Genomic DNA, 12,073 nt, shown 5'->3' on the forward strand with positions numbered 1-12,073 from the left:
CCCTCACCCACCCCCCTCCCCCCCCCCCCCTCCCCCCTTCCCCCCCCCCCCCCCCCCCCCCCCCCCCCCCCCCCCCCCCCCCCCCCTTCCCTCCCCCCCCCCCCCCCCCCCGCCTCCCTCCTCAGACACGGAAAGACACTTAGGATGAACGTTCTGATCATCGGCGGCGGCGGCTTCGTCGGCCGCAAGGTTGCCCAAAGCCTCGCCGCCCGCGGCACATTGCGCGGGCAGAACATCGACACGCTGACCCTCGCGGACATTGCAGCGCCCGAGCCGATCGAGGCCGCCTTCCCCGTCGAGACCCGCGCCTGCGACATCACCGACCGCGCCTCGGTCGACGCGCTGATCGACGCCGACACCGATGTGATCTTCCATTTTGCCGCCGTCGTGTCGTCGCATGCCGAGGCCGATTTCGAAGCGGGCATGAAGGTCAACCTCGACGGCACGCTCAATGTGCTGGAGCGCTGCCGGGCACTCGAAACCTGCCCGGTGGTGGTGTTCACCTCTTCGCTGGCGGTCTTTGGCGGCGAGGTGCCCGACCCGATCACCGATCACACCATCCCCAACCCGCAAACCTCCTACGGCATGCAGAAGGCGATCGGCGAGCTGCTGCTGAACGACTATTCGCGCAAGGGCTATGTGGACGGTCGCGGCTTCCGCCTGCCGACCATTTCGGTGCGCCCCGGCAAGCCCAACCGCGCGGCCTCGTCCTTCATGTCCTCGATCATCCGCGAGCCGCTGAACGGCGAGCCGGCGATCTGTCCGGTGGACGAAGAGCAAGAGCATTTCTACCTCTCGCCGCGCCGCTGCGTGGAAAACCTGATCAGGGGCGCCGAGCTTGAGGCCGCTGATCTGGGCATGCAGCGCTGCATGACCATGCCCGGCCAGCGCCTGTCGATCCGCCAGATGATCGACGCGCTCACCGCCGTGGCCGGGCCGGAGCCCGCCAAGCTGATCAAATGGGAAGCGCAGCCCGAGGTCGCCGAGATCGTGCGCGGCTGGCGTTACGACTATCGCTTCGACAAGGCGCTGGCGCTGGGGCTTGAAGCCGACGCGAGCTTCGAAGAGAACGTGCGGTACTACATGGAAGACGACATGCCCAAGACCTGACGGGCCGACCCCAGAGAGATGCGATGCTGACCCCCATCGTCCAGACCCCGCGATACCGGCTGGTGGCCGAGGAGATCGCCGCGCGCATCCGCGCCGGCGACTTCGCGCCCGGCACCAAGATGCCCGCCGACAAGGATCTGGTGGCCAAGCTTGGGGTCAGCCGCACGACGGTGCGCGAGGCGATGATCGCGCTGGAACTGATGGGCTATGTGGTGACCCGCTACGGCGCGGGCGCCTTTGTCGCCGACACGCTGCCCGCGACGCAGCAGGACGCGCCGGGGTTGCCCGGCTTCTACGAACTGGTCGAGGCGCGTTTCGTCATCGAACCGGAAATTGCCGCGATCGCCGCCAGCACGGTCACGCCGGGACAGATTTCACAGTTGAACCGCTGCATCGCGGGCATGTGTGACAGCAACCTGCCCTTCGAACGCATCGAAGCGCACGACCGCGAATTTCATCTGGTCATCGCGCGCTCCACCGGCAATTCACTGTTTGTCACCATGGTCGAGGACTTCTGGCACGCGCGCCAGCGCTACCCCGAATGGACGCGCCTCAACAACCGCCAGAGCTCGGAAGACATCGCGCGCTTCTACGGCGACGAACATACCGCCATCGTCGAGGCCCTGTCGGCGGGCGATGCCGAGGCGGCGCGTGCGGCCATGGCGCAGCACTGCCGGAACTCGGGCCAGCCGCTGCTGGAACGCTGGCAACTGCTCGAGGGAGAAGCCGGTGTCGAGGAAGTTCTGCACCGTCTGAAAGCGCGCGTCGGGCGGGACGGGTGAGGCAAAGGGGCTCCGCCCCTCTGCGGCGTTGCCGCATTCACCCCCGGCGTATTTGGAAAGAGAAGAAGCGGCAGTGCCTCGTTTTGAATAAGGCCCGCTTGCCAATGGGCTGCGGGCCTTTCTTTATCTTACCTGGGGGTTACTTCAGGTCGAAGCGATCGGCATTCATCACCTGCGTCCAGGCCGCAGCGAAATCCGCCACGAACTTGTCGGCATTGTCGTCCTGCGCGTAGACCTCGGCGTAGGCGCGTAGGATCGAGTTCGAGCCGAACACCAGATCCATGCGGGTGGCGGTCCATTTCACCGCGCCGCTCTGCCGGTCGCGGATCTCGTAGAGCCCGTCCTCCACCGGCTCCCAGACATTGGCCATGTCGACCAGATTGACCAGCACGTCGTTGCTCAGCGCGCCGGGACGGTCGGTGAACACGCCATGCGCGGTGCCGCCGTGATTGGTCCCCATCGCCCGCATGCCGCCGAAAAGCGCCACCATCTGCGGCGCGGTCAGCCCCATCAGTTGCGCGCGGTCGAGCATCAGCTCTTCGGCCGAAACCGCGTAGTCCTGCTTGAGCCAGTTGCGGAAGCCGTCGGCCAGCGGCTCGAGCGGATCGAAGCTTTCGGCGTCGGTCATCTCGTCGCTGGCATCGCCGCGGCCCGGCGCGAACGGCAGATCGCAATCGACGCCCGCGGCCTTGGCGGCCTGCTCGACCCCAAGATTGCCCGCCAGCACGATCACATCGGCGAGCGAGGCGCCGGTCTCGGCGGCGATGGGCTCGAGCGCCGCCAGCACTTTGGCGAGCCGGTCCGGCTCGTTGCCGGCCCAGTCCTTCTGCGGCGCGAGGCGAATGCGCGCGCCATTGGCGCCGCCGCGCATGTCAGAGCCGCGATAGGTTCGGGCGCTGTCCCATGCGGTGGCGATCATCTCGGCGTTGCCGAGGCCGGTTTGTGCGATCTTGGCCTTCACCGCGGCGACGTCGTAATCGGTTGTCCCCGCGGGGACAGGGTCTTGCCAGATCAGATCTTCCGACGGCACATCGGGGCCAAAATAGCGCGCCTTGGGGCCCATGTCGCGGTGCGTAAGCTTGAACCACGCGCGGGCGAAAGTGTCGGCGAAATACGCCGGGTCGGCCATGAACTTCTGGCAGATCGCGTTGTAGGCCGGGTCGACCTTCATCGCCATGTCGGCATCGGTCATGATCGGCATGGTCTTGATCGACGGGTCCTCGACGTCGGCGGGCATGTCGGCTTCTGCGATGTCCACCGGCATCCACTGCCACGCACCGGCGGGAGACTTTTTCAGTTCCCACTCGTGGCCAAAGAGCATGTCGAACCAGCCCATGTCCCATTGCGTGGGGTTCTTCGTCCAGGCGCCCTCGATGCCCGAGACGACCTGATCGCGCCCGACGCTGCGGCCCTTGGTGTTCATCCAGCCAATGCCCTGATACTCGGGCTCGGCCGCCTCGGGATCGGCGCTGAGGTTCTCGGCCAGCCCGTTGCCGTGGCACTTGCCGATGGTGTGGCCGCCGGCGGTGAGCGCGGCGGTCTCTTCATCGTTCATCGCCATGCGCTTGAAGGTCTCGCGCACCTGCTCGGCGGTCTTTTGCGGGTCGGGCTGACCGTTGACGCCCTCGGGGTTCACGTAGATGAGGCCCATCTGCACGGCGGCCAGCGGGTTTTCCATCGTGGCGGGGTTGGAGACATCGTCATAGCGGTTGTCGGAGGCGGCCAGCCATTCCTTCTCGGCGCCCCAGTAGACATCCTTCTCGGGGTGCCAGATGTCTTCGCGCCCGAAGGCAAACCCAAAGGTCTTCAGGCCTGCGACCTCATAGGCGATGGTGCCCGAGAGGATCATCAGGTCAGCCCAGCTGACCTTGTTGCCGTATTTCTTCTTGAGCGGCCAGAGAAGGCGGCGGCCCTTGTCGGTGTTGACGTTATCGGGCCAAGAGTTCAGCGGGGCAAAGCGCTGGTTGCCGGTGCCGCCGCCCCCGCGCCCATCGGCGAGGCGATAGGATCCCGCCGCGTGCCATGCGACGCGGGCGAACATGCCGACGTAGCTGCCCCAGTCGGCGGGCCACCACGCCTGACTGTCCTTCATCAGCGCGCGCATATCGTCCTTGAGCGCCTCGACGTCGAGCGACTTCAGCTCCTCGCGATAGTCGAAATCGGGCCCCATCGGGTTGGTCTTGAGGTCGTGCTGACTGAGGATGTCGAGGTTGAGGCTTTTGGGCCACCAACTGGTGACCGACTGGCCGCGTTCGGTCAGGCCGCCATGCATCACCGGGCACTTGCCTGCGGTGTTGATGTCGTTTCCGTCCATGTCTCTTCTCCCATCGGATGCTCATCCTTGCGTGGGACGAAGGCCGGGCGCGCTGGCGCGCTCTGCTTGGTCCCATCGGCTTGCAGGTCCATCGCCCTGTGCGGCGCCGTCTTCCCTCCTGCATCGGCAGTCTAACGGGACGGGGGGCGTGGGTCAGGTGATTCTTGCGGCCCGAAGCGGCGCCTGCGCAGTTCTGTCACGCGGCCAAGCATAAGCGCTGCGCGCGGCATTCTGCCCGCGCCGGGGCGGTCCGGCGGGCCGGATCAAAGTGCCATGGGCGGTGTCGGCCCGCTTTGCTCGAGCTCCCAGATCGCGCGCCATTGCCCGGCGCGGCGCTCCAGCCGGAGGTAGTTGCGTTCCGCCGCGTAGCGCGCGCTCTGGCCCGGCAACGGGCGGATGCGAATGGGGTGCTCGGGCAAGGGGGCCTCGCCCAGCCCGGCCAGCGCTCCGAGCCCGCGGGCATAGGCGCGCGGCGGCGCCCGGTGCGAAATGCCCGAGGCGACAAGCTGGTGGATCATCTCCTCCCCTGCCCCCATCTCGGCGCGCGTTGCGAGATGGATTTCGCCCGACAGCACCGTGACCGGCCCTGCGCGGCGCATGCGCAGAACCTCGGAAAGCATCCGGCGCCACTCTTCGCGATGCGCGCGGCTTTGCCACTGGTCGCGCAGGTCGTCCTCGTATTTCTGCATTTTGGGGATCGCCATCATCAGCCCTTCGATGAGCGACAGCCGCGGACCCAGCAGCGGGACCGAAGAGACAAGGAATGTATGCGCGCCGCCTTCGGTCTGTGTGACCGCCTGCCAGCCCGGTGCGCCCATGACCTGCCGCCGTCCGCGCTCGGAGCGCAGGTCGGGGCCGAAGAGCGTCAGCCCCGGCACCTCGTGGCGCCACGACAGGCTGTTGCCTGTTGGGTCCAGGAAAAGATGCGGCACATCCTCTTCGCGGGCGGCGTGCTGGAACAGCATATAGCTCTCGCGCGCGATGCGAAACAGCAGCTGCCCGACCGCCGAATGGGTCGCCTCGCGACGCAGCGAGCCCCAGCCGTCGCAGATGTCATGGTCGTCCCAGACGCAGAGCGCGGGCACTTCGGCAGAGACCTCGGCAAAGCCCGGCGCCGAGAATACGCTCAGATAACGTTCGAAAAAGCGGGCGCGCAGGTGGCGCTCGAGGTCCGCCAAGTCAGAGGGCGTGGGGGTTTCGGGGATCTCGTCGGGCCATGCGTCGCTGAGCGGGTTACCATCGGTCGCTTCGTCAGCATAGATTTGATCGCCGCCCATCAGCATCAGCGCATAGGGCGCGTCGCGGTGCTGGCCGAGCAGGCGCTGCCACATCACGTTGCGCTCGCCTGCGTCGCGCCCCAGATCGCCGTGCTCTTCGCCGTTGCAGGAGACGAAAGCGATGCGCATGTCGCCCGACAGATCGGTCTGCACGCGGCGCCGCATGCCTTCAAAGGTATAGTGCGGCGCGTCATGCGGCAGGGTGAGATCGTAGCGCCAGACCGCCCGACCCTCGGTCTGCGCCAGACGTTGCGGCGCGACTTCGTGGCCCGCGACGTCGATCCCGCCCGGCGTCTCGCCCTCGGGGCGCACGACCAGCGCCGCGACGCGTAGGCTGTCGGGCAGCGCCGCGCGGAAATAGAGGATCGGTCCGATCCGGTCGGGAAACTGGGTCATCTGCGGGTCCTGCTCGTTCTTGCCATGGCAAGAGATAGGCATTCGCCGCGGAAATGCCCGTGCCCGCGCGGAAAATCGCGCGGGCGAGCAGGTCAGACCTTTGCGATCGCCTCGGCGACGGCGGCCGTGCGCGCCGCGCCTTCGGGCAGGGTTGGCAGCAGCGCGGCAAGCAGCAACCGGGCCTTTGCAGCGCTCAGATCGCCGGCAAGGATCGCGCCAGCGTCGCACATGGTCACGCCACCGCTGTCGGAGCCGTAGATGGCGCGGGTGCGTCCCTCGGGGCAGCGCGTGGCGAGGATCACCGTAAGGCCCGCCGCGACCAGCTTGCGCGTCGCCTCGGCGAAGCCTGCGGGGGCATTGCCGCGGCCGAAGGCTTCGATCACCGCGCCGCTGGCCCCATTGGCGCCCGCCCATTCAAGGTAACGCGGCGTACTGCCCAGTCCCAGCGCCACCAGTTCGACGTCGGGATCGAGTGAGGGCGTGTCGATGATGAGGCGCGGATGCGCCGGGCGCGAGTAGAGATGCACCTCCCCCTCGTCGATCTCGCCAAGCTTGCCGTGGCCGTTCGAGCGGAAGGTATCGACGCGCGAGCTGTGCACCTTGCTGACGTAGCGCGCGCCATGGATGTCGCCTTCGAAGACGATCACCGCGCCGATGCCGGTCATCTCGGGCGCGGCGGCAGTGAGTATTGCGTCACGCATGTTGCGCGGCCCGTCGGTGTCGGGCTGGCCTGCGTGGCGCTGCGCGCCGGTGAAGACCACGGGCTTGTCGGAGGTCACCAGCAGCCGAGCGAGAAAGGCGCTCTCCTCCATCGTGTCGGTGCCATGGGTGACCACCACGCCGTCCACGCCGGGCTCGGCAAGGCGGGCGTCGATGTGCCGACAAAAAGCGTGGACCGTCGCAAGCGTCAGCGCGTTGCTTCCCGCAGCCGGAAGGTTGTCGACGGTGACCTCGATCCCCGGAAGCGGCGCATGAAGCTTCTGCAGCAGCGCGTCGCCGGTGAGCCCTGCGGTTACCGGCCCGCCTTCGGTCTGGGCAAACGAGGCAATGGTGCCTCCGGTCGCGACAAGAACGATATGGGGCATGGGGGACTCCTTGAACGCGGAAAACTTGTTGTGCGCCAGCATGGGCGGTCTGGCGGGGAGATGCCAGTGAGCGCGTCAGAGAGTCTTGGGATGGGAAGTTACGGGGAGTGGCGGCGACCCAAGGGAGGAGGAGAAGGGTCGCCGCCGATTTCCGGGGCTTTAGGGAGGAGGAGTAAACCCCGGGAAATCCCGTAGCGCGTTTCCGCGTCTGTGAGCACTATGTACTAACCGTTCCATTTGCTCACAATCGCTAAGGCTGCAAGCCTGCCCTGACGTCTGTGCATGGCGGTGCCGGAGGCCTGTTCTGTCGTCATTCCAAGCCCTCCTGCCGGGCGCGATTTCTGTGCCAATGCGTCTTAGAACCGGGCACGCCGCAACATGCTGATCCAAGGCTGCATTGCTGCAAGGGCGGGCTCGGATCCGGGTGTCTGGCGGTTGTCGGACGAATGTGCTCTTAAGGAGAGATCGACCCACTGCGCAGAATTTTTGCACCCGCGCCGACGCGTGGTGCAACTGCCGCATTGCACATCATCTTGGGTTTTCCCGTCGGCTGAACCCTAACTGTATGTTGACGGGCTCATGGCAAACTGATCTAGATATAGTTGCTTTCGGTTCATCGAGTCGGGTGATGGCCCGGCGCGGCGCTAAGAGGGAAACCGGTCTGATTCCGGTGCTGCCCCCGCAACTGTAAGCGGCGAGTGAAGGCCCTGAGAGCCACTGGGATGTCCCGGGAAGGCGCGGCCGGAACCACGACCCGCAAAGCCAGGAGACCTGCCGGAAGCTGGAATGAATTGACCACGAACGGAGGGTTCGGGGCGTGATCGGACGGCGGCAGGCACGGGGCCTGAGCGGCGGCGCGACCCCACCTTCACAGCTGAGGACGCAAGAGCATGATCACCGTCTACTCGAAACCCGCCTGCGTGCAGTGCACCGCAACCACCCGCGCGCTGGACGCCAAGGGCATCGATTACAACGTGATCGACCTCACCGAGGATGCCGAGGCGATGGCCCGCGTCACCGAACTGGGCTACCGTCAGGCACCCGTGGTCACCTCGGGCGAGGACCACTGGTCGGGCTTCCGCCCCGACCTGATCGCACGCATCGCCTCCTGATCGCCCGGAGGGATCGGCCATGTCCGGGCTCGTCTATTTCTCGTCTGCCAGCGGCAACACCGCGCGCTTCATCTCTGGCCTTGGCCGGGTGGCTGCGCGCATTCCGGTGTCGCCGAAAGAGACAACGCCCGACACGCTGGACCCCTTCGTGCTGGTCTGCCCGACCTACGCCGACGGCGAAGGCCGAGGCGCGGTGCCGAAACAGGTGATCCGCTTTCTCAACGATCCGGCCCGCCGCGCGCTGCTGCGCGGCGTGATCGCCGGCGGCAACCGCAACTTCGGTGAGACCTTCGCCCTTGCGGGCCGCGTCATCGCGCAAAAATGCAATGTCCCCCTGCTCTATTCCTTCGAGCTGGCGGGCACGACCAAGGATTTCGCCCGCGTCAACGACGGGCTCGACGCTTTCTGGGGGACCCCATGCTTGACCGCCTGAACGAGACGCTGGACTACCACGCGCTCAACGCGATGCTGAACCTCTATGACGAGGCCGGCAACATCCGCTTTGAGGCGGACCGCATGGCCGCACGGCAGTACTTCCTGCAGCACGTGAACCAGAACACGGTGTTCTTTCACTCGCTGACCGAGAAGCTTGGCTACCTCGTCGACGAGGGCTACTACGAGGCCGAGGTGCTGGCGCAATACGACCAGAGCTTCCTGCAGAAGATCTGGGATGCCGCCTTTGCCAAGAAATTCCGCTTCCCGACCTTCCTTGGTGCGTTCAAGTATTACACCTCCTACACGCTGAAGACCCGCGACGGGAAACGCTTCCTCGAACGCTACGAGGACCGCGTGGTGATGGTGGCACTGGCGCTGGCGCGCGGCGACGAGGGGCTGGCGATGTCCTTCATGGAAGAGATCCTGTCGGGCCGCTTCCAGCCCGCCACGCCGACCTTCCTCAACGCGGGCAAGAAGAGCCGGGGCGAGCTGATCTCCTGCTTCCTGCTGCGCATCGAAGACAACATGGAGAGCATCGGCCGCGCGATCAACTCGTCGCTGCAACTGTCGAAGCGCGGCGGCGGCGTCGCGCTGATGCTGACCAACATCCGCGAGGCCGGCGCACCGATCAAGGGCATCGAAAACCAGTCCTCGGGCGTTATCCCGGTGATGAAGCTGCTCGAAGACAGCTTCAGCTACGCCAACCAGCTGGGCGCGCGTCAGGGCGCTGGCGCGGTGTACCTGAATGCGCACCACCCCGACATTCTGCGCTTCCTCGACACCAAGCGCGAGAACGCCGACGAGAAGATCCGCATCAAGACCCTCAGCCTTGGCGTGGTGATCCCCGACGTGACCTTCGAACTGGCCAAGCGCAACGAGCCGATGTACCTGTTCTCGCCGCATGACGTGCAGAAGGTCTATGGCGTGCCCTTCTCGGAAATCTCGGTCACCGAGAAATACGAGGAGATGGTCGAGGACAAGCGCATCCGCAAGACCAAGATCAACGCCCGCGCCTTCTTCCAGACGCTGGCCGAGATCCAGTTCGAGAGCGGCTACCCCTACATCATGTTCGAGGACACGGTGAACGAGATGAACCCGGTGGACGGGCGCATCACCATGTCGAACCTGTGCTCGGAGATCCTGCAGGTGGCCGAGGCGTCGGAGTTCAACGACGACCTGAGCTACTCCAAGCTGGGCACCGACATCTCGTGCAACCTTGGCTCGATGAACATTGCCAAGACCATGGATGGCCCGGACTTCGGCACCTCGATCGAGACCGCGATCCGTGCGCTGACCGCCGTGTCGGAAATGTCGGCCATCGACAGCGTACCCTCGATCCGCCGCGGCAACGACGAAAGCCGCGCCATCGGGCTGGGTCAGATGAACCTGCATGGCTATCTCGCGCGTGAGCATGTGCATTACGGCTCGGACGAGGGGGTCGAGTTCACCTCGGTCTATTTCGCTGCAGTGGCCTATCACGCGCTGCGCGCCTCCTGCGCAATGGCGCGGGAAAAGGGCATGACTTTCAAAGGGTTCGAGAAGTCGAAATACGCCGACGGCAGTTTCTTCGAGAAATATGTCACCCGCGACTGGCTGCCGACGAGCCCGCGCGTCACCGAGCTCTTTGCAGATACGCAGTTGCCGACCCGCGCCGACTGGGAGCAACTCAAGGCCGACGTGATGGAGTACGGGCTTTATAACCGCAACCTGCAGGCGGTGCCGCCGACCGGCTCGATCAGCTACATCAACAACTCGACCTCCTCGATCCACCCGATCGTGTCGAAGATCGAGATTCGCAAGGAAGGCAAGATCGGGCGCGTCTACTACCCGGCCGCCTTCATGAACAACGAGAACCTCGAGTATTACCGCGACGCCTATGAGATCGGTCCGGAAAAGCTCATCGACACCTATGCGGCGGCCACCGAGCACGTGGACCAGGGCCTGTCGCTGACGCTGTTCTTCCCCGCCGAGGCGACAACGCGGGACATCAACCGCGCGCAGATCTACGCGTGGAAGAAGGGGATCAAGACGATCTACTACGTGCGCCTGCGCCAGACCGCACTGGAAGGCACCGAGGTGCAGGGCTGCGTGTCCTGCACGCTCTGAGGCGACAGCGGGGGCTCTGCCCTCGCACCCCCGGAGTATTTTTGGAAAGATGAAAGGGGCGCGGGGCGCTCCGGCGACAAAGGGCCGCGGGCCCGTGAATGGGATGATCCGATGAAGGACAGTGTCACCTCCCCCGCCGTGCCGCGGGCGATCAACTGGAACCGGCTGCAGGATGAGAAGGACCTCGAGGTCTGGAACCGTCTGACCGTCAATTTCTGGCTGCCCGAAAAGGTGCCGCTGTCGAACGACGTGCAAAGCTGGGCGACGCTGACCGAGGCCGAGCAGCGGCTGACCATCCGCGTGTTCACCGGGCTGACGCTGCTCGACACCATCCAGAACTCTGTGGGGGCGCCGGCGATGATGCCTGATGCGCAGACCCCGCACGAAGAGTCGGTGCTGACCAACATCGCCTTCATGGAAGCGGTGCACGCGCGCAGCTACAGCTCGATCTTTTCGACGCTGTGCTCGACCCGTGAGGTCGACGAGGCGTTCCGCTGGTCGGAAGAGAACCCGCATCTGCAAGCCAAGGCGCGCGCGGTGCTGGAAACCTATGCCGCTGGCAGCGATCCGCTGAAGCGCAAAATCGCCTCGGTGTTCCTTGAGAGCTTCATGTTCTACTCGGGCTTTTATCTGCCGATGTACTGGTCGAGCCGCGCCAAGCTGACCAACACCGCCGACCTGATCCGCCTGATCATCCGCGACGAGGCGGTGCACGGGTATTACATCGGCTACAAGTTCCAGCGCGCGCTCGAGCGCGAGAGCGAAGAGCGCAAGGCGGAACTGAAGGAATATGCCTTCTCGCTGCTGTTCGAGCTTTACGACATCGAGGCGCGCTACACCGAGGAACTGTATGACGGCATCGGGCTGACGGAAGAGGTCAAGGCCTTCCTCCACTATAACGCGAACAAAGCCTTGCAGAACCTTGGTTTCGAGGCGCTTTTCCCGCCCGAAGCGGCCGAGGTGAATCCGGCGATCTTGGCGGCTCTGAGCCCCGACAGCGAGAACCACGACTTCTTCTCGGGTTCGGGATCGAGCTACGTGATCGGCAAGGCCGTGGCCACCGAAGACGAAGACTGGGACTTCTGACGCGCTGAGGGCGCCCCGTACACCGCAACGCCGCGGGCAGCTTTGCTGCCCGCGGCGTTTTCTTTGCGTTGCCATGGCGACGCGCGGCGATTTTCCTACTCTGCATGCGCGCACAAAGCTCTGTGCATCCGCGCGGGGAAAACCGGTTCAATATTAAACAATCTTCCTCAGGATGCGCCGTATTGGCCCTTAGTTTCTTCCGGTTTCGCCTGCTTTGAAGGCAAGTCACCTTTCCGTGTTGAAAAATCAATGCCTTATGCTCTGTGATCATAGCTGCCTTGCGAGGCGCTCTGCCCGCCTTGCGCGACAAGGTGACGCGGCGTAGGGCGACGAAGTGTCGCTCCGCGCGAGCGCACATTTGTTCCACCCA

General features: G+C 65.2%; 9 protein-coding genes and 1 riboswitch. Of the genes, 6 read left to right on the forward strand and 3 right to left on the reverse strand.

The genetic code is table 11. From position 1 onward, the window contains the following. The first annotated feature begins 144 nt into the window (after positions 1-144). Positions 145-1,110 carry a D-erythronate dehydrogenase gene (denD, locus tag ACXAJT_RS12760; protein WP_475235814.1) on the forward strand — a complete coding sequence of 322 codons (966 nt, stop codon included), beginning with the start codon at positions 145-147 and terminating at the stop codon, positions 1,108-1,110. A gap of 23 nt (positions 1,111-1,133) precedes the next feature. Next, a complete protein-coding gene (locus ACXAJT_RS12765; protein WP_475235817.1) occupies positions 1,134-1,892 on the forward strand; it encodes a FadR/GntR family transcriptional regulator in 759 nt (252 codons plus the stop codon). 139 nt (positions 1,893-2,031) lie between these two features. Here ACXAJT_RS12765 and katG read toward each other — a convergent pair whose 3' ends face one another. The 3 genes from katG to ACXAJT_RS12780 all read right to left on the reverse strand — a co-directional run bounded on the left by katG (position 2,032) and on the right by ACXAJT_RS12780 (position 6,964). Continuing rightward, positions 2,032-4,206: a catalase/peroxidase HPI gene (gene katG, locus ACXAJT_RS12770; protein WP_475235820.1), complete on the reverse strand. Its 2,175-nt coding sequence runs from the start codon at positions 4,204-4,206 to the stop codon at positions 2,032-2,034. A 263-nt stretch (positions 4,207-4,469) separates the two neighbouring features. Beyond that, complete coding sequence (locus tag ACXAJT_RS12775) at positions 4,470-5,879, reverse strand: alkaline phosphatase D family protein (protein WP_475235822.1); 1,410 nt, start codon at positions 5,877-5,879, stop codon at positions 4,470-4,472. Positions 5,880-5,971: 92 nt separating this feature from the next. Next, entirely contained in the window at positions 5,972-6,964 is a 993-nt protein-coding gene (locus ACXAJT_RS12780; RefSeq protein WP_475235826.1) for an asparaginase, read from the reverse strand. Between the two features lie 592 nt (positions 6,965-7,556). Then, positions 7,557-7,757: riboswitch (cobalamin riboswitch) on the forward strand. A gap of 97 nt (positions 7,758-7,854) precedes the next feature. On the opposite strand from ACXAJT_RS12780, the gene nrdH reads away from it, so the two are divergent. The 4 genes from nrdH to nrdF all read left to right on the forward strand — a co-directional run bounded on the left by nrdH (position 7,855) and on the right by nrdF (position 11,703). Then, on the forward strand, positions 7,855-8,076 hold the full coding sequence (gene nrdH, locus ACXAJT_RS12785; protein WP_475235828.1) for a glutaredoxin-like protein NrdH: 222 nt from the start codon (positions 7,855-7,857) through the stop codon (positions 8,074-8,076). Positions 8,077-8,095: 19 nt separating this feature from the next. Next, positions 8,096-8,509, forward strand: coding sequence for a class Ib ribonucleoside-diphosphate reductase assembly flavoprotein NrdI (nrdI, locus tag ACXAJT_RS12790; protein WP_475235830.1), 414 nt, complete (start codon positions 8,096-8,098; stop codon positions 8,507-8,509). Beyond that, the gene (nrdE, locus tag ACXAJT_RS12795) at positions 8,494-10,617 is read left to right on the forward strand and encodes a class 1b ribonucleoside-diphosphate reductase subunit alpha (protein WP_475235831.1); all 2,124 of its coding nucleotides are present in this window, start codon (positions 8,494-8,496) and stop codon (positions 10,615-10,617) included. The genes nrdI and nrdE overlap by 16 nt, the downstream gene beginning before the upstream one ends. Positions 10,618-10,728: 111 nt before the next feature. Next, positions 10,729-11,703 (forward strand): class 1b ribonucleoside-diphosphate reductase subunit beta, encoded by a 975-nt coding sequence (gene nrdF, locus ACXAJT_RS12800; protein ID WP_475235833.1) that lies wholly within the window; start codon positions 10,729-10,731, stop codon positions 11,701-11,703. Positions 11,704-12,073: the final 370 nt, after the last annotated feature.

This window comes from Salipiger sp. ABF4_146 (genome assembly GCF_056161345.1).

What these genes read in the sequence shown, in the direction of transcription:
- denD (WP_475235814.1), top strand. Translation starts at nt 145, where the DNA reads ATGAACGTTCTGATCATCGGCGGCGGCGGCTTCGTCGGCCGCAAGGTT.
- ACXAJT_RS12765 (WP_475235817.1), top strand. Translation starts at nt 1,134, where the DNA reads ATGCTGACCCCCATCGTCCAGACCCCGCGATACCGGCTGGTGGCCGAG.
- katG (WP_475235820.1), bottom strand. Translation starts at nt 4,206, where the DNA reads ATGGACGGAAACGACATCAACACCGCAGGCAAGTGCCCGGTGATGCAT.
- ACXAJT_RS12775 (WP_475235822.1), bottom strand. Translation starts at nt 5,879, where the DNA reads ATGACCCAGTTTCCCGACCGGATCGGACCGATCCTCTATTTCCGCGCG.
- ACXAJT_RS12780 (WP_475235826.1), bottom strand. Translation starts at nt 6,964, where the DNA reads ATGCCCCATATCGTTCTTGTCGCGACCGGAGGCACCATTGCCTCGTTT.
- nrdH (WP_475235828.1), top strand. Translation starts at nt 7,855, where the DNA reads ATGATCACCGTCTACTCGAAACCCGCCTGCGTGCAGTGCACCGCAACC.
- nrdI (WP_475235830.1), top strand. Translation starts at nt 8,096, where the DNA reads ATGTCCGGGCTCGTCTATTTCTCGTCTGCCAGCGGCAACACCGCGCGC.
- nrdE (WP_475235831.1), top strand. Translation starts at nt 8,494, where the DNA reads ATGCTTGACCGCCTGAACGAGACGCTGGACTACCACGCGCTCAACGCG.
- nrdF (WP_475235833.1), top strand. Translation starts at nt 10,729, where the DNA reads ATGAAGGACAGTGTCACCTCCCCCGCCGTGCCGCGGGCGATCAACTGG.